This window comes from Okeania sp. (assembly GCF_035285525.1).
Lineage (GTDB): Bacteria > Cyanobacteriota > Cyanobacteriia > Cyanobacteriales > Microcoleaceae > Trichodesmium.
Genome location: NZ_JAYKGW010000244.1, coordinates 1 through 18,175 on the forward strand (window position 1 = coordinate 1; position 18,175 = coordinate 18,175).

General features: G+C 38.9%; 10 protein-coding genes. 2 read left to right on the forward strand and 8 right to left on the reverse strand.

What is annotated here, in order from left to right; all coding sequences use genetic code 11:
- Window positions 1–189: 189 nt before the first annotated feature.
- Together VKJ25_RS22955 and VKJ25_RS22960 are read right to left on the reverse strand one after the other, a co-directional pair.
- A complete protein-coding gene (locus VKJ25_RS22955; protein ID WP_324238971.1) occupies window positions 190–339 on the reverse strand; it encodes an element excision factor XisI family protein in 150 nt (49 codons plus the stop codon).
- Window positions 340–525: 186 nt separating this feature from the next.
- Complete coding sequence (locus tag VKJ25_RS22960) at window positions 526–1,080, reverse strand: Uma2 family endonuclease (RefSeq protein WP_324238972.1); 555 nt, start codon at window positions 1,078–1,080, stop codon at window positions 526–528.
- Window positions 1,081–1,372: 292 nt separating this feature from the next.
- Here VKJ25_RS22960 and VKJ25_RS22965 point away from each other — a divergent pair, with 292 nt between their 5' ends.
- Window positions 1,373–3,955 carry a Calx-beta domain-containing protein gene (locus VKJ25_RS22965; protein WP_324238973.1) on the forward strand — a complete coding sequence of 861 codons (2,583 nt, stop codon included), beginning with the start codon at window positions 1,373–1,375 and terminating at the stop codon, window positions 3,953–3,955.
- A gap of 429 nt (window positions 3,956–4,384) precedes the next feature.
- The gene (locus VKJ25_RS22970) at window positions 4,385–7,525 is read left to right on the forward strand and encodes a Calx-beta domain-containing protein (protein ID WP_324238974.1); all 3,141 of its coding nucleotides are present in this window, start codon (window positions 4,385–4,387) and stop codon (window positions 7,523–7,525) included.
- A gap of 368 nt (window positions 7,526–7,893) precedes the next feature.
- On the opposite strand, the gene VKJ25_RS22975 is transcribed toward VKJ25_RS22970, so the two are convergent.
- The 6 genes from VKJ25_RS22975 to VKJ25_RS23000 all read right to left on the reverse strand — a co-directional run bounded on the left by VKJ25_RS22975 (window position 7,894) and on the right by VKJ25_RS23000 (window position 17,829).
- On the reverse strand, window positions 7,894–8,997 hold the full coding sequence (locus tag VKJ25_RS22975; RefSeq protein ID WP_324238975.1) for a D-alanine--D-alanine ligase family protein: 1,104 nt from the start codon (window positions 8,995–8,997) through the stop codon (window positions 7,894–7,896).
- A gap of 95 nt (window positions 8,998–9,092) precedes the next feature.
- Window positions 9,093–10,073, reverse strand: coding sequence for a DMT family transporter (locus VKJ25_RS22980; RefSeq protein WP_324238976.1), 981 nt, complete (start codon window positions 10,071–10,073; stop codon window positions 9,093–9,095).
- 350 nt (window positions 10,074–10,423) lie between these two features.
- Window positions 10,424–11,842 carry a sodium/proline symporter gene (locus VKJ25_RS22985; protein ID WP_324238977.1) on the reverse strand — a complete coding sequence of 473 codons (1,419 nt, stop codon included), beginning with the start codon at window positions 11,840–11,842 and terminating at the stop codon, window positions 10,424–10,426.
- Between the two features lie 670 nt (window positions 11,843–12,512).
- Complete coding sequence (locus VKJ25_RS22990) at window positions 12,513–13,877, reverse strand: ATP-grasp domain-containing protein (protein WP_324238978.1); 1,365 nt, start codon at window positions 13,875–13,877, stop codon at window positions 12,513–12,515.
- Window positions 13,878–14,996: 1,119 nt separating this feature from the next.
- Window positions 14,997–15,827: an O-methyltransferase gene (locus VKJ25_RS22995; protein ID WP_324238979.1), complete on the reverse strand. Its 831-nt coding sequence runs from the start codon at window positions 15,825–15,827 to the stop codon at window positions 14,997–14,999.
- A 673-nt stretch (window positions 15,828–16,500) separates the two neighbouring features.
- Window positions 16,501–17,829 carry a sedoheptulose 7-phosphate cyclase gene (locus VKJ25_RS23000; RefSeq protein ID WP_324238980.1) on the reverse strand — a complete coding sequence of 443 codons (1,329 nt, stop codon included), beginning with the start codon at window positions 17,827–17,829 and terminating at the stop codon, window positions 16,501–16,503.
- Window positions 17,830–18,175: the final 346 nt, after the last annotated feature.

Consider the following 18,175-nt stretch of genomic DNA (forward strand, 5'->3'; position numbering starts at 1 on the left):
TCTGCACAAAATATCTAGGGGCGGGTTTATATAAATCCTAGAATCAGCATGAAAATTTCTGCACAAAATATCTAGGGGCGGGTTTATATAAATCCTAGAATCAGCATGAAAATTTCTGCACAAACCCGCCCCTACTATTTAACAAACTGCCAACTCGCCGATCTTGCGTGTTTCTGGATGATAAAATCCTCAAACAATTTTGTCCTTGGGAACTCCTGCTGCTAATAATTCTCCTGCTATACCATCTTCCATGCCATCGCCATGAATCCAAATTTTATCATCTATAATTTCCAGATGAAGTATGCAACCATGAACCATTTTATGACCCTCTACTTCCATAATCATTAATAAATAACGGTTCTCTTCTCTATCAAAAACGGTTTTTTTCTACTTCGCTACTATAATAGCGTAATTGAGTGTATTCGCTGATTATTTTCTCAATTATTTCTTGATATTTAGTGATGGTATCCATTTAATAATTACCTCCTCTGATTTATTGAAAACTAATAAATTTAAGCGACAGATTTACTCGAATACTGGCGGCCAAATTTCTGATATTGGTAGTTCCCAACCAGGTAATAATTCCGGGATAGTCAATTTATCTTCATTGGTTAAAAGTATCGGTTCTCCAGAAGCACGATATACGGTTACAGTCAAGTTTTTGGGGTCTACTAAAATCCCCACTTGAGAGCCTAATTCAATAAATCTTTGGAGTTTTTCAACCAGAGGTTTAATGTTATCCGATGCTGACCTGACTTCGATAGTTAAGTCAGGAACAATTTCGGCAAAAGCACGGGGCGCTCGACGCATTTTGGCAGCAGGAACAAAGGATACATCAGGACCGCGTAAGTTGCCATCTGGGAGACGAAAACCTGCACTAGAGGCCGTAACATAACCTAGAGCTTTTGGTATTACCCAGTTTTGTAAGAAAAATATTAACCGAGCGACAATAACTTCGGAAACGTAGTCTGATAATCCCATGATGATAATTTGACCGTCAACTAATTCGGTGCGGTAGTCTAGATGGGCTTCTGTTAGTTGTGTTTGGACTTTTTCTAAGTCTGCAACTGTTAGAGACATAAGGCATCTCCTATTACTATTTGAGACTGTTGCTGGGATTATACCAGAAAATTTCTTGATAATGCAATATAAGTTATCAGTTATCACAAAAATACAACCCAGTTGGTATCTTTCTAAGAAAATGTTTGATTTTTAGGTGAACCCAGAAACCGGATTTATTTGCGTAACTCCTATTTCTAAGAAAATGTTTAATTTTTTTGGCAAAAGAACAGAAGATTAACTTTGTGGTGTTATATTAACAAAGTAAGAACAGCCAAATAATATCCAAAACCTTATCAGTGGAGGAAAAACCATGCTCGATGACAGTGAATCTCTCAATCTAATGCCCACTTTCGGACTGGAACAAATGGACTCTTTCCCACCTGTAACTTTTGTGGGGGAAGTATCTGTAGAAACACAGACAGCAGTGGGGATAATTGAACAAGCGTTAACAGAAGTTCAGAATAATTTAACAAACTTTGCTACTGCTTCAACTTTTGAGACGGATATATTAACAGTCTTTGGGGAGTCGCTAGATGTTGATTTGGGAGAAACAATTATTGATGCTTTGGCAGTTGGTGAGGATTTGCCCCAAATAATTGTAGCGCCAGCAGAACAGATGAATGGTGCAGCGGGGGGTTTTGATTCTCTGAATGGTACGGTGTATTTGGCGGATAGTTTAATTAACCAGGGTTTTCTGCCAGTTGCGGATGTATTGGTGGAAGAGTTCGGACATTTGGTTGACTCCAAGTTGAATATAATAGATACTCCAGGAGATGAGGGAGCGTGGTTTGCAGCCAAGGTTCGTGGTGATGTTTTGAGTGATGAGGATGTGGCGCAGTTGCAGCAGGAAGATGATAGAATGAGAATTTTTGGTGTGTTGGTTGAGGTGGAGGCAAATACAAGTTTAGTTCCTGGAGTGATTAGGGATCAAATTGGTCAACTTCTAGAGCGAGATACCTTTACTTTTCAAGGTCAAGCAGGGGATGTAATTAATCTGGGGTTACAGCATGAAACTTCGGGTATCGAACTATTGCTATTAGACCCTAATAATTCGGAACTCAGCTCGTTCGATATTTCTCGGTATTCTTCTTTCAAGGAAACTGGCGATATCACTTTAACCCAAAGCGGAACTTATACAATAATTATTGATGGCAGCGGTGCTAGTACGGGAGACTACACTTTGGCTTTGGATACAATGGAGTCAAAATCAGCAACTCCCATATCTGGAAACGGTACTTTGACTGGCACTATTAACTTTATGGTAGAGCAAGATAACTATACTTTTCAAGGTCAAGCAGGGAATGTAATTAATCTAGGGTTACAGCATGAAACTTCGGGTATCGAACTATTGCTATTAGACCCTAATAACTCGGAACTCAGCTCGTTCGATATTTCTCGGTATTCTTCTTTCAAGGAAACTGGTAACATCACCTTAACCCAAAACGGAGCTTACACGGTAATTATTGATGGTAGCGGTGCTAGTACGGGAGACTACACTTTAACATGGTTTGGTTTACCTGATGTTACATCTACTACCCCTAAACTATCCATCAGCGATACCAAAATTCCCGAAGGCGATCGGGGTAGTAAAAATGCTCAATTTACCGTCAGTATGGATACTCCCACCAGTCAAACGGTGACGGTAAACTACGCAACCGCTAACCAAACCGCCAAAGCAAATCAAGACTACAAAACAACTAAAGGCACACTTACTTTCCAACCAGGAGAAACTACTAAAACTATTGATGTGCCAATCTTGGGTGACACTAAAGCTGAACCCAACGAAAAATTCCAACTCCAACTCAGCAAACCCCAAAACGCTAAACTTAAGGATAAAGTAGGTATCGCGACTATTACCAATGATGATAAAACTCAACCCAATATTTCTGTGAGCGATACCAAAATAGTTGAAGGCGATCGAGGTCGCAAAAACGCTAAATTCCAAGTCACCCTTGATGCTAAGTCTGATGACACCGTCAAGGTTAACTACGCAACTGCTAACCAAACTGCGAAAGCGAACCAAGATTACAAAACAACTAAAGGTATTCTCACTTTCAAACCTGGTGAAACCAAAAAGACCATAACCGTTCCTATCTTCGGAGATGACAAGATTGAACCCAACGAAACTTTCAACCTCAACCTGAGCAAACCTAAAAATGCTCAAATAAAAGACAAACGAGGTATCGGTACTATCCGCAATAACGATTTCGCTAGGGTTTCTATTCAAGATGCCGAAATAACTGAAGGGGATAATGGCAAAAAACAACTAAAATTTGATGTCACCCTTGATGCTAAAGCTAAGGAAAAGGTAGAGGTGAGTTACGCTACCGCCGACAGAACTGCGAAAAAAGGTTCGGACTACGAACAAACTCAAGGTAAACTCGTTTTCAAACCGAATCAGAAGAAAAAGACGGTGACTATTCCTATTTTGGGGGATTTATCTCAGGAAGATACTGAAAATTTTATTGTTAATCTCAGTAAACCTAAAAATGCTAAGTTGGGAGATAAACGCGCTATTGGTACGATTAAGGATAATGACAACAGCATTGGTGGCGGTAGTTTCCAGACCGCTATAGATTTAGGTAAACTCACAGAAGAAAAAGTTATAGTTGACGAAATAGGTTTTAGCGAAGCAGGCGATCGCGATACCAATGATTTCTACCGCTTTGAAACTAAGAGGGAAGGCAGATTTTTCTTATTCCTGGATGATATGTCACAAGATGCCAATGTTGAACTTTATGGCAGTAGCGAAGAATTGATCAATCAATCTAAAAACGACGACATTGAACGAGAAAAAATTGACACCATTTTAGATCCTGGTACCTATTATGTCCGGGTATATCCTCATGTAGGGGCTCGCACTGATTATCGTTTGAGTTTGAATTTGATTTAATTAACCAGGAGTTATGCAAAGAAACCCGGTTTCTTGTAGAAACTGGGTTTCTGGGTTTGTATTGTGTAACTCCTTTTAAGTAATTGATAATCAGGACTTACGCAACTGCAAGGGATTTTACATTGCGACCGAAGGGAAGCAATCTCAAGCCCCTGTTTTTTGTAGCTCATGGCTTTAGTCCTAATAATTTAAAATTTTGCTGAAATTGCAATCTAATCCAGCGATCGCTACAAAACTAAAATTGTGGTTTAGGAGCTAGGAAGTGGGGAAGACCTCTCCCCCAACCCCTCTCCTGCAAGGAGAGGGGAGAAATGCTCCCGGTTGGGGGGTTAGGTTTTTTCTCAATACCCCCTTGATATTCTACCGAACATAGTGTATAAGAATATGGATGCCAAATAATATCCAAAATCTACCAGTAGAAGAAAAACTATGATGAATGACACCGAATTTCTCGATATAACGCCCGTCCTCGGACTACAACAAATCCACAATATGCCAGATATAGCTTTTCTAGGGGAAGTATCTGTAGAATCAGAGACAACAGTGGAAATAATTGAAAAAGCGTTAGCAGAAGTTCAGAATAATTTAATAGACTTTGCTACTGCTTCAACTTTTGAGATGGATATATTAACTGTGTTTGGGGAGTCAGTGGATGTTGATTTAGCAGAAACAATTATTGATGCTTTGGCAGTTGGTGAGGAGTTACCCCAAATAATTGTGGCGTCCGCAGAAGAGATGAATGGTGCAGCGGGTGGTCTTGATTCTATGAATGGTACGGTGTATTTGGCGGATAGTTTGATTAATGAGGGTTTTTTGCCTGTTGCGGATGTATTGGTGGAAGAGTTCGGACATTTGGTTGATTCGGAGTTGAATACAATAGATACTCCTGGAGATGAGGGGGAATGGTTTGCAGCCAAAGTTCGTGGTGATGTTTTGAGTGAGGAAGATGTGGCGCGGTTGCAGCAGGAAGATGATAAAATTAGGATTTTTGGTGGGTTAGTTGAGGTGGAGGCAAACACTTCAAAGGTATTCTCTTTAGATGACAGTAAGATTTTCAGTGGCGTTTTAAACGAATCTAATCAGACAGATTACTATCGTTTTGAACTCAGAAATGTTTCAGATTTCAGTGCCTATTTGTATGGATTGACTGGCGACGCAAATGTGTACCTTTATCCAGATTACAATAACAATGGTGTAGTTGATTCTGATGAAAGTTATTTAACTTACAGCAATAACGGTGGTACAAGTGCTGAATCTATAAGCGCAAGGCTGCCAGCTAACAACTATTTGGTAAGGGTTAGTAGCACTAACTTAGCAGAGTACCAACTTCGGCTTGTGAACGAAACCGAAAGTGCTATAAACGTCGGTAATTTAAGGAGTGAGGTTATTTACAGCAAGGATAGCTTGCCGATCAAAGGTACACCTGACAAAACAGATTATTACCGCTTCGAGCTGAAAAAGGCTTCAGACTTCAGCGCTTATTTGTATGAATTGACTGGTGATGTCAATGTGTATCTTTATCCCGACTACAACGACAACGGTGTGATTGATTCTGACGAAGGTTATTTGACTTACGGTAATAATGGTGGAACAACTGCCGAGTCTGTAACTGAAAGATTATCTGCTGGAAAATACTTAGTAAAAGTTAGCGGCGACTCTTCTACTTCGACAGAATACCAACTGCGACTTGTGAATGAATCTGGTAGCGCTGTCAATGTTGGGAATTTACAAAAAGATGCGATATACAAAGATGTTGTTGGGGCAAGAAAACCGACTGATAAAACAGATTATTACCGCTTCGAACTGAAAAAAACTTCATACTTTAGTACTTATTTGTACGGATTGACTGGGGATGCTAATATCTACCTTTATCCTGACTACAATGACAATGGTGTAGTTGATTCTGATGAAAGTTATTTAACTTACAGCAATAACGGTGGTACAAGTGCTGAATCTGCAAGCGCAAGGCTATCTGCAGGTAACTACTTGGTAGGAGTTTATAGCAACTCTTCTGTTTCGACAGAATACCAACTGCGACTTGCGAACGAATCTGGTAGTGCTGTAAATGTTGGGAACTTACAAAAAGATGCCATCTACAAAGACATTGTTGGTGAAAGAAACCCAGCTGATAAAATAGATTATTACCGCTTTGATCTAAAAAAGGCTTCAGACTTCAGTGCTTCTTTGTATGGGTTGACTGGTGATGCAAATTTGTACCTTTATCCAGATTACAACGGCAATGGTGTAGTTGACTCTGATGAAAGTTATTTAACTTACAGCAATAACGGTGGTACAAGTGCTGAATCTATAACTACGAGGCTATCTGCGGGTAAATATTTGGTGAGTGTTTACAGCAGCTCTCCGACTTCTACAGAATATCAACTTCGACTTGTAAATGAATCCAATGGTAGCGGAAACGAAAGTGATATTGTTGAATATCCTGAAAAAATTCCAGCGACAGTTGAATTTCCTGAAGAAAGGCTCAAACCTATTTCAGTTAACGATACTTCAAAAGGTCAAAACGAAGCAACCCCTAAAATAGCTATCAGCAACGCGAACATCACTGAAGGCAACAAAGGTCGCAAAAACGCCAAATTTACTGTCACCCTTGACAATGAAAGTGACAACACAGTTCAAGTAAACTACTCAACCGCCAACGATACCGCCAAAGCAGGAAAAGATTACCAGAAAACTAATGGTACTCTTACCTTCAAACCAGGTCAAACCAAAAAGACTATAAAGGTTCCTATCCTGGGCGACACTATCGAGGAAAGCAACGAAAAATTTAACCTCAACCTCAGCAAACCAAAAAATGCCACACTTTTAGATAAACGAGGCATCGGTACTATTCGCAACGATGATAAAACTCTACCCAAAATATCCATTGGCGACGCCCAAATAACCGAAGGCGATAACGGCAAAAAACAACTCAAATTCGACGTTACTCTCAGCACTACAGTGAACCAAAGAGTTGAAGTAAATTATGCCACCGCCGACGACACTGCCGAAAAAGGTTCCGACTACCAAAAAACTAAAGGTAAACTCGTTTTCAAACCCAACCAGAGGAAAAAGACTATAACTGTTCCCATTTTAGGTGATACTCTCCAGGAAGAAGATGAAACCTTCACCGTCAACCTCAGCAAACCTAAAAATGCTAAATTGGGAGATAGACGCGCTATTGGTAAAATTAAAGACAATGAAAAAGGAAATCCCAAAAACCCAGATGATGGTGATACCTTTGATGTTCCCATCAACTTAGGCCAACTTGTGGAGAGAGAGGTAATCACCAATAACATCGGCACTACCGAAGGTCTGTACCGCGACACTGACGACTACTACCGCTTTAAAATTAACCGCGAAGGTACTTTACGGGTATTTATGGATAGTTTGTTTGAAGATGCTAACGTGGAATTATTAGGAAGTAAGCAAGAACTGATTAGTCAGTCAGAAAATGAGGGTTTAGCAGCGGAAGAGATTATTCAAACATTAGACCGTGGCGTTTATTATGTGCGGGTATATCCTAGCGGTGGCGATCGCACTCCTTATCGTTTGAGCTTAACCCTGATTTAATAAACTAGGAGTTATGGAAAGAAACCCGGTTTTTGGGTAACTTAAATTATAGCACCAGCATCCTGCTTGTTTTACCAAACAGGCAAGATGCCTGTGTTACTGGGGGCGATCGCTAAAAACTACTTACCAAAAAATTAAAGTAATCCTTATGGGACTTACCAAAGAATTACAGCCGTTTTCATTTAGGTGAACCACAGTAGGGAGGTTACATGCAATGTCCCTACTGGATTTTAATTATGGCGATATGGTTCAGGCATTTGAAAAGCACTGTAATAAGGTTGAAAAATCAGCGCTTTTTGGGCGCATAGTTAGGCAAAAAAATTACTCCCTACCTCCCTACCTCCCTATCTCCCCATCACCCTATCTCCCTATCTCTCCACAACTCTATTGACATACTTAAACGTAGAACCACCCGCAACCCGAGTTCGTTTAGCTGCCACAGTCCACAACTCCAAAGCAATATCCTCAAAACTTTGCCCATCAGCTTCAAGCATCCGCGAAATCATGCTAATTTTCCCAAAAGCCCAAAATAAACCTGCTTCGAGCAAATATGGCTCATTGGTTTCCTCATGTACCCGAAAGTCATACAAAGAATAATCGCGACAGCCCAAGGCAATATGAGCTGTTTTCGCTGCATTCGCTACTTTTTCAAATAACTCTGGGGTAACATTTGCCGGACAAACTTGTTTAGCTACAGGTTTCTCAGGTTGCTTTTCGGGAGTGCCGTCTGATCCTAGTTCTAATTTATCATGTAAAGTTCTAATCGGGTTTTCCTTTGTAACCAAATATTCTATCATTGGTAAGACTTGCCATTCACCCTTGCGCTCAACTACACCAACACGCAATTCTCTTCCCGGAATGTAATCTTCAACTAACAAAGTATCATCTAGCTCAAACCCTTTATCTAATGCTGCTTCTATTCCAGTTTCATCCCATACCAATGTTATCCCTAGAGAATTATCTTCTGAAGTTGGCTTAACTACAAAAGGAGGCTTCATGGTTACAGTATCTCCCCGTCGTAGTTGCTGTGCTTTAGCTACTTGTACTCCAGACACTGAGACAATGTTGCGTGTGTGAGCTTTGTTAGTAGCTAGTGCCGTACAATGAGATGCCGAACCAACTACAGGTATACCTAGCATATCCTCGAAAAATGCTCGGAAACTGGTCATCCCAGGAAAGCAAAACATGTGTGGAATTACAACATCAATTTCAGGTAGTCGGGGAATCATGTCTTGAAATGATATTTTCTCAGACAATGAATCTAAGGATGCTCCCAACTGCCAAAAACCATCTGGATGTACGACTGCATAATAACTACTAACACCAACTGGTTGCACTACTTCTTTGGCGTAGAGTATTGATAAGTTGTAATAAAAGTTAGATACACGGGAACCTGCGAGGTGCAAGACTCGTAATGTAACCGTTGTGTCTGAGGACAGATGTTGATTTTGATTCACTATTTCTGATTTCATAACTAAATTATTCTGTATTGTTTTGATTAAAAAAGGAACCCAGAAACCCGGTTTCTTTGTTCTGGTAGAAACCGAGTTTCTTTGCGTAAGTCCTGTTAATTAGAAGACTTAATTTCTGGATTTACAGAAGATCTACTAGAGATTGCCAAAGACATTCCCAATAAAATTATCATAAAACTTACCAAAGTTGAGAAGTTAAGATTTTCTGAGAAGATTACCCAACCTTCTACTGCACTGAGAAAGGGAATAAATAATGCAGTCAAGCTAGTAAACCCAGGAGATAATTTTTTCAGACAATATACCCAAAGTCCTATGCCTAGCATTTGACTAATAAGAGCTTGACCAATAACTGAAAGCCAACCACTTAATGAACTGGGAAAAAGTTGATCCTCAGTAATTAGAACTACAGGTAATAGTAATAATGCACTTGTTGTTGAAGACCAGGACATAATTGTCACTGGGCTAAACTGGTTACGAAGTTGCTTAATAATGAGCGGGTGTATGCCAAAAAATACTGCTGAAAGCAAGGCTGCTAAATCTCCTAATAGTTCTGCACTCATTCTCAATGAGAAAAGGTCATTTACATCTAACAAAGCAGAACCAAAAATTGTGACAAACATACCTAACATAAATCGGCGATCGACGGTTTGACTCAAAGCTAACCATCCTCCTAGAACAGTAAAAATTGGCACCAAATTATGAATAAGAGTAGAGTGAGCAATACTTGTCTGAGTTAAAGACCAAGCCCAAAACATCAAACCAATGGATAAAATAACCCCATCTGCTATCAGTAGTTTGGCTGCCTTAGCTAGATGGGGTTTCTCTGATTCAATTTGAGTCTCATTTTTTCGTTTTCGGTAATGGATGGTTATAAATCTACTTAGTAGCCCAAAAGCAATAGCTGCAATCCAAAAACGATTGAATATTGTAGCATTCGGACTGAGATCATATTCGCTTAAACGGATGAAAATTGGTGAAAAAGATAGACAGATTAGACCACCAAATAATGCAGCTAAGGAGTCTATCGGTAATAACGATAAATGGTTAAATTGTAATGCTTTAGCTTGAGTGTTCATTTTTCTCCTGATATCATGTCCGGTTGAATAGTTACATTTCGGACGAAGGAAGGCAGCTATGCTGAATGCAGAAGCTTTTCTACTATTTTTACCTTGATTTTATACACCCACGGTGCCCGAAAAATCAGATGCTAACTGACATGATATGATTTATAAAATTAACAAAAATAAAATCAATTTTGATCGGTAAATTACAGCGGGTTCCAGTTTGGTGAGGTATAGCAATGTGCGCACTTAATATTTAAATATTATTTTTTGTACACTTTGTCTAGAATCGACTTTGAGCTGGGCTTTGTAAATACCTGATCGCTCATTCCTATACATCCGCGCGAGCAAAATGTACTGTTCCCCTACTCTCTACTCCCTAAATTTGCAATTCCATAAACAATAAAACCTGCTGCCATACCAGGAAATACTTCATAAATAGCACTTGATAAGTTAAGTCCTACATTCCAGATAATAGAAACGACTATACCAGTAATCATCATTGTTATTGCCACTGGCAAGCTTACAGGTTTTTGCCATACCCGCAATACCAATAACGGACCTAAACCACAAGCTAAAACTGACCAAGAAAAAATTACCAAACCAAATACACTCTTGTTTGCTGTGAGAGCGATCGCCAACACAATACCACTAACAAGTAGGGTAGCAATTTTAACTTTCCTATAAGATTGAGTAGCACGGGGAACTAAATCTTGACTGAGAGCAGCAGAACATGATAATATTTGGGAATCTGCTGTGGAAATAGCTGCTGAAAAAAGTCCTGCTAACATCAAACCTATCAAAATTGTTGGCAATAATTCTATGGATAAATTCGGTAATGCTAATTCTGGGTCTCCAGATGTCATTAAGTCAGGCAACAAAACTCTGGCAGTTAGTCCTATACCAAAAGCTGTAGCAGAATTCATTTGACCGCAGATAAATTTTATGTTACGAGCTAAGGCTACATTATCTGCGGAGTCTATTGCCATTCCTCTCACCAATATATGAGGTTGACCAACTGCACCAAACCCTGCGACTACCCATCCCAAAAAGTAAGGAACAAATCCCCAACGTAAATTAGCAGGTATCCAGTTTGTCAAGTTAGGATCGATAGCATTAAGTTTGACCCAAAGTTCTCCAAATCCTCCACAGGCAATTAAACTTACGATAAACAGAACCCACAAAGACCCGATCATTAAAACTGCTTGCACGGAGTCAGTCCAGATAGAAGCTCGGATACCTCCTGCAAAACAGTAGGCTACCACAATTACAGATCCAATAATAATCCCTACTTGATAGTTCCACCCAAATATGGCATTCAATCCTTTGCTTGCTGCTACCAGTTGAGCTGAGGCATAAGTACCGAGAAATACTATGATGATTAAGGCTGAAATTATTCTAATCCAGCGCCCCTGATTTTTCTGCCCCTGATTTTCTTGACCTAAAAATGAAGAAACTGTATCCGAATTTGTTTCCTGAGAAACTAACCTCAACCTCCTAAATATTAACCACCAAGCAATATAGTCTCCTATCGCCCAAGCTATGGGTATCCAAATAGAAGCAAATCCCACCTTGTAGGTAAAACCAATTACGCCAATAAACAGATATCCACTTTGACCTGTTGCCATTGCTGATAGTGCTGTTAACCAGGGATTGACATTTCTACTTGCTAGTAAGTAATCTGTTGTTGTGTTTTGTTTTTGGGTTGCCGAATATATACCAACTAATGTAAATGACAGTAAAAAGGCAATAAATGTTATGGCAATCCAAATTTGTTTTTCCATAATTTTAGGTCAATTGCTAGGGAAAACTCAGGATTGACATCCTCTCCTTTTCAAACCAAATTTATTCTAGCATCGAAAATTAAAGTTTAATAAAAAAACTATAAATTATATTTTTTTTCTTAATTTACTTTTTATTAAATGAAAAACAAATTAGCTTTGATATAAACAGGACTTACGCAAAGAAACCCGGTTTCTACGAGAAATTGTTGTTTTGAACAGTAAGAATCTAGGAGAAACCAGAAACCCGGTTTCGCGTGGCTTTAGTCCCGATCAAATCAATCTGTTTTTTTAGCGATCGCTCTATGATTACTAATTTTTGAATATGTACCTCACAATAACAGAAATCACTAGCTCTAGTAGGTTTGGTTAAGGTACGAAACAAGGGCAAAAATTTTGTGTATTAGGGTGGGTTTATATAAACCTTAGAATAAGCATGAAAATTTCCGATCAAACCCGCCCCTACATATTGCACCATTTTAGCAGACGTAGTAAATTAATAATTAGAAATAGTTTTAACTACCAATTGTTAATTATTAATAATTAATTATTTAATCTCCCCCCAATTCTAGCAGCAGACGTAGGTTGGGTTTCGTACCTCAACCCAACATTAGTAAATTAATAATTAGAAATAGCTTTAACTACCAATTATTAATTATTAATTATTAATTATTTAATCTCCCCCCAATTCTACCAGTTTTCCAATATTAAAATCAATTCTAATCCACCCTTTTAACTTTGGCAAATTACCTAATAAAAGTAAAGGAATTTGCCAGTGGTGAACCATTAAAAATGGTAAAGGATCGCTAACTTGAAAAATACCATCTGTTCCTTGATTAATTCTTTGAATCCAAGCCTTGAATTGTGCTAATGACTTAATCCCTGTCAATCTCCATAATTCATGGTAAGTCCAATAAGTAGGTTTACTATTTGGCAGCGGAATTATTGCAGATTCATTCTCATTTTCACTATCTTTTAAATAAGCATTCGCCACCCCTGGATGGTCGTGAAAAGTTGTAATAGCTGAGTGAGTTCTAGGATTACATTCTAAAGGAAAAACTCGACCATCTTCTGTTTGAATAAAATCAAAAGACATTTGCCCAGTAATATTTAATTCCCCTACAAATTTCTTTACCCAATCATAAATTTGCGGATTATCAACATGGTCATAATTTACTTGAAATTCTGATGATTCACAACAGCAATAGACTCTAAGTTTCCCTTTTCTGACAGTGCTATGGGTACAATATTCTTTACCTTTAATAAACTCTTGCATAATCCAAGGTTGCTCTTCACTAATAGGCAAACTTTTGAGAAATTGTTCCATTTCTGCTTTGGAATCCATAGGCAATTTTGTCAAATTTAAACGCAGCACTGAATTGTAAGGAATGCTTTTCAAAATATATCTACTTCCATCAGCAGCAAAGTCAAAATTAAGAACTTGTTCTGGGTCTGTAATTAAAAAAGATTTAGGTACAGACAAACCAAAACTTTTAGCTTTTTCGATAAAAGTAAACTTATTATCTAACATTTCAGTAATCTCAGTATCAAAGTGCAAAACTTCACAATGTTCAGATAAAAGAGGTTTTGCTAAAGATTCATAATAGCTTCCTGCTGGACTAGATACAGGAATAAATACATCTATATTTTCTTTTTTGACAATATCTAATAATCCCTGACAATAACCATCCCAATCTTTCTCAGGTGCAGGTATTGTATAGAAACCTGTAACAGCATTAGAAAATCTATTTCCTGATAACCAATATTTATTTGCTTCTAGGATAAAAACTTTATGACCTGCTGCATGAAATGAACGGGCAAGTTGCAAACATTTTGCCATTTTTGCCCCTGTAATTAAGATATTTTTCGGATTTTCTGCTACTACTTTTTTGGTAAATGGTAGACTTATAAAATTCCAGATAAGTGAAGGTATTACCTTCAATAAATTAAATGGTAAAAGAACTAATAATAAAATAATAGTTCCGATATTTTGGAACAGTGCATAAGCACGTCCCTGAATAAATAATATTAGTGCCATATTAGTAGTTTTATAGAAATAAAAAAAAGTTAAAAATATCAGGACTTACGCACACCAAACCCAGAAACCCGGTACGAGGGTAGATGTTTATAGTTCAAAACAACGGTTTGTCCTAGAAACCGGGTTTCCCATGCGTAAGTCCTAAATATATGATTGTGTAAGCATGCAGCCGTCAGCTAGCTACTGGTAGTCCATTATTTTATCTTAAATAATGCAATAGTAGGGGCGGGTTTGATCAGAAATTTTTCTGCTTACTCTAGGATTTATATAAACCCGCCCCTGAAACGGCAGCCTATATCATGGGGCGGGTTGATCTGACTTAATGCGTGAAAACTCGTTAACTTTCGTTATGATTTTTCGGGAACCGTAACCCGCTTCTACAGAACCTGATTCCCTAATGCACCATTTCAGGCGTGTCAGTCGAGTAGGGTTTGTTTTCGGCCTTTGAGCCGACATGAAACGCTGCGCGACATGAAAAGCGTTGGCGCAGCATTCCCCAAGAAAACGTAACACACCAATCAAATATATCATGACTAAAGCCATGAATGCTATTATTAGGGTGTGTTTTGCGTTCCGCAAAGCTCCGCTTTATATGTCGGCTCAAGCGCCGAAACGCTACGCGACATGTGAAGCGCACAACGCACAACGCACCCACACATTATATATAGTACCTTTGCCTAAGTCCTGATATATAGAGTTGTTGCGTAAGTCCTAAAATATATGATTTAGGACTTACGCACGAACACTATTTTTAGGGTGCGTTTTGCGTTCCGCAAAGCTCCGCTTTATATGTCGTCTCAAGCGCCGAAACGCTACGGGACATGGAAAGTATATCTCGTAACTGAGCAAGACTCTATATATAGTGCCTCCCGTGTAAGTCCTGAATATATGATTTAGGACTTACGCATGAACGCTATTATTAGGGTGTGTTTTGCGTTCCGCAAAGCTCCGCTTTATATGTCGGCTCAAGCGCCGAAAGGCTGCACGACATGAAAAGCGCACAAAGCACAAAGCACCAAGACTCTATATATAGTGCCTCCCGTATAAGTCCTGTAATTGTAGGAATTTTCACAAGTAGCAGGAAAAATGCCCGCGTGGGTGTATTGAACCAAGGTAAAACTACTTTCGTCTAATAATAGTCACTCCATCTCTTAGAGGCAATAAAACTTGTTCTACTCTGGGGTCTTCTGCCACAAAACGATTAAATTGAGCGATCGCTTCACCATTAGTAGTACGTTTTTCTGGAGGGAGATAAGGTTGTCCTTGGAGTAAAGTATTATCAACAAAAATAAACCCATTTGGTGCTAATAAACCTGTATCCAAGAGCATTTGAAAATATTCTATATACCCTCCTTTATCAGCATCAATAAACACTAAGTCAAAGGATTCTCCTGCATCTGCCAACTTTTTCATAGTTTCTATAGCTGGAGCAACTTCGATTGATATTTTACTACCATCAGGAGACTTGTCAAAACAAGCTCTAGCAAAGTCAGATACATATTGATCGACTTCACAAGCAACCATTCGCCCATCTTCTGGTAATGCTTCTGCCATTGCTAATGCTGAATATCCAGTAAACATTCCGATTTCCAGAATACTTTTGGCTCCAGTCATATAAACAAACATTTTTAAAGTTTGCCCCTCAATATGCCCAGATAACATTTCCTGTTCTAACTGACGTACAGTCTCACTATTAGAAAATCTTAAATTCCAGGGTTCTTGGCGAGTCTTTTCTGCTAATGCTGCCAAAGCAGTTGACTCTTGAGTAGTCATGTCCTCTATATAAGGGTCAAGACCTGCTCCTAATTCATAAGCTTCTTTAATAGCATCAGCTAGCTCGGATGGTACTTCTATATTTTCTGCCATCTTGACAATTTTTTCAAGTTGCTGCACCAAAATACCTAATGGTGTAACTGGTCTGGCAGTTTCTGTATTTACAACGGTTGTCATTTCAGTTATTAGTTATTAGTTATTAGTAGTGCATTAGACATCTCCAGAAAAGAGGGAGTAGGGAGTAGGGAGTAGGGGGAAAGAATAGATGATTTTCGTACGATAATTGATTTAATTTTTTATTTTTGGAGATGTCTATTGTTTCACCTAAAATAGTGCAATAGCTTTTTTTGTGACCCCATCCCCCCATCTCCCCATTTTCTAATGCACCATTTAAGATGACACAGTCCAGTAGGGTGTGTTTCGCTACGCGACATGAAAAGCGCACTTCATAACGCAACTACACACTATATGTAGTACATTTCTTTGCATAAGTCCTGTTACTCTAAACCTAGATCGCTGCTCTATCAAACTTACACAAAAAGTCACATAGTGTGACAATTTGATACTTACTCACCTGCTGTACGGACGTTGCATAACAAAAATGCGAACGTCCCTACTGAGGCCGTCGGCGGTTTCTCACCCACAGACATTCACGGTCCTTTGATCCGCAACGCTAGTGCGAAGGGAGTCAGCGGAGCGTAGCTCTGGCCGACCGCATCTCTCGCTATTTATACTTGCGTTTAAATCTCTAGGCAAAGAAACCCGGTTTCTACACTAAATCACTGTTTTGAACAAGAAACATCTAGGAGAAACCGGCTTTCTGGGTTTTGCTGCGTAAGTCCTTTGTCTTTTACTCTAGACCTAAATCACTCAAATACATTTCTTCGCCTTGTCCTTCACCAGGTAAAGCAGCACAATATTTCTTATGCTCCTCAACAGCAGATTCTAAGAACAATGAAGGTACTTCACCAGCAAAACTACAAGAACCAATACCTGTAGGTAGAGGTGCCCATAGACCACTACTACCACGCTTGCGACGCATATTTTTCTGACCTTTAAGCATTAACTCTGTATCTTCGATGATAGGATGGTAAACTGACAAGCCGATAGAAGAACACAAAGCAACGATGCGGTTGCGCTCTGCTTCATTTACCCAACCCATTTCTAAAGCTAGAGTAGCTCCAAAAGCCATACCAATACCTACAGCATGACCGTGCATCAATTTAGCTGCTGGCTCAAAACGAGGACTCCAGGTATGACCGTAAGCGTGAGGTCTGTCTTGATAGGTCTCGAACATATTTGTTCCTTCATGCTTCATGTAGGAATACAAAGCACGATAAATCACTTCATCAGCTATTTTCACTAATTCCTCATCCGCATCAAAGTTGGCAAAATGAGTATCCAATAAACGCTTACCGTATTTTTCCATCAATTCAAATAATACTGGATCATCGGTAACTGCCATTTTAATGATTTCTGCCATTCCATTACGAATATGACCTTTTGCCAGAGTAGCGAATAAAGTACGGTCTACAATAGTTAGTACAGGAGGATGGTAAGCACCAATACTATTCTTAAATAGATTACCATTTGTACAAGTACGAGGAGATGGAGCCGCATCAATAGCTGCCACAATTGAACTTCCAATCATTACATAAGGTGTCCGTCTGTGTTGCAAACTACAAGCTAAACCTGCAACATCACTTAGTACACCACCTCCAATGACTAAAACAGGTTCGTTACGGGATACATCACAACCATCTTTACCCAAGAATGCCAATATTTTATGGACTGTTTCTGGAGTTTTGTCTGATTCCCAAGCACGACAAACAAGCACTTCTAAAGGAATCTCATTTTGATTAAAGTAATTTTTCAGTTTCTCTCCGTATAGCTCATCTACTGTCTTATCGACAACTGCTACACAACGACCACGACTTTTGTAAACTTCAGCTAAAGTAGGATCAGATGGATTTAAAACTCCAGTAACTAATCTTACTTCTGACTGGAGAGTAAATGTTGCATTAATTTGGAATGAACGACCATCTTCTACAGCTCTGATTTCTCCACGGCCATCATACCATTCTGAGGTACGATATTTTTCTGCGTGCTCGCGACGAATACTTGGATCGAATGTAAAGTCGGCTTTTGTGATTTCTTCTTTTACTGGAGTAGATACCATAGTTTTTGGTTGTATTTAGGTAATTGTTTGCATTAGAACTTTAGCTTGCTGCTATCACACAACAAACTCTTGCGACTACACTTGAAGTTAGTATAGTAGCTTAATTTAATACTTGTTTGGGAACTACGCCCAGATAGCGATCACTACGGATATACCTGAAATCACGACTAACCATACAACACATATAGTTGTGGCATAAGTCTCAATTATGATTTATATTGATGATATAACCTAAAGGACTTGCTATTTCTTGGGAGCAGTTTTTCAGTATTGAATAATAGGGTAATTATTTTTGTTGCTATCTTGTGCTTGAATGTTAGTACATATAGCAAATTCCAAATATATG

Excerpts from the sequence above, each read along its gene's own strand:
- VKJ25_RS22955 (WP_324238971.1), bottom strand. The coding sequence starts at position 339 with ATGGAAGTAGAGGGTCATAAAATGGTTCATGGTTGCATACTTCATCTG.
- VKJ25_RS22960 (WP_324238972.1), bottom strand. The coding sequence starts at position 1,080 with ATGTCTCTAACAGTTGCAGACTTAGAAAAAGTCCAAACACAACTAACA.
- VKJ25_RS22965 (WP_324238973.1), top strand. The coding sequence starts at position 1,373 with ATGCTCGATGACAGTGAATCTCTCAATCTAATGCCCACTTTCGGACTG.
- VKJ25_RS22970 (WP_324238974.1), top strand. The coding sequence starts at position 4,385 with ATGATGAATGACACCGAATTTCTCGATATAACGCCCGTCCTCGGACTA.
- VKJ25_RS22975 (WP_324238975.1), bottom strand. The coding sequence starts at position 8,997 with ATGAAATCAGAAATAGTGAATCAAAATCAACATCTGTCCTCAGACACA.
- VKJ25_RS22980 (WP_324238976.1), bottom strand. The coding sequence starts at position 10,073 with ATGAACACTCAAGCTAAAGCATTACAATTTAACCATTTATCGTTATTA.
- VKJ25_RS22985 (WP_324238977.1), bottom strand. The coding sequence starts at position 11,842 with ATGGAAAAACAAATTTGGATTGCCATAACATTTATTGCCTTTTTACTG.
- VKJ25_RS22990 (WP_324238978.1), bottom strand. The coding sequence starts at position 13,877 with ATGGCACTAATATTATTTATTCAGGGACGTGCTTATGCACTGTTCCAA.
- VKJ25_RS22995 (WP_324238979.1), bottom strand. The coding sequence starts at position 15,827 with ATGACAACCGTTGTAAATACAGAAACTGCCAGACCAGTTACACCATTA.
- VKJ25_RS23000 (WP_324238980.1), bottom strand. The coding sequence starts at position 17,829 with ATGGTATCTACTCCAGTAAAAGAAGAAATCACAAAAGCCGACTTTACA.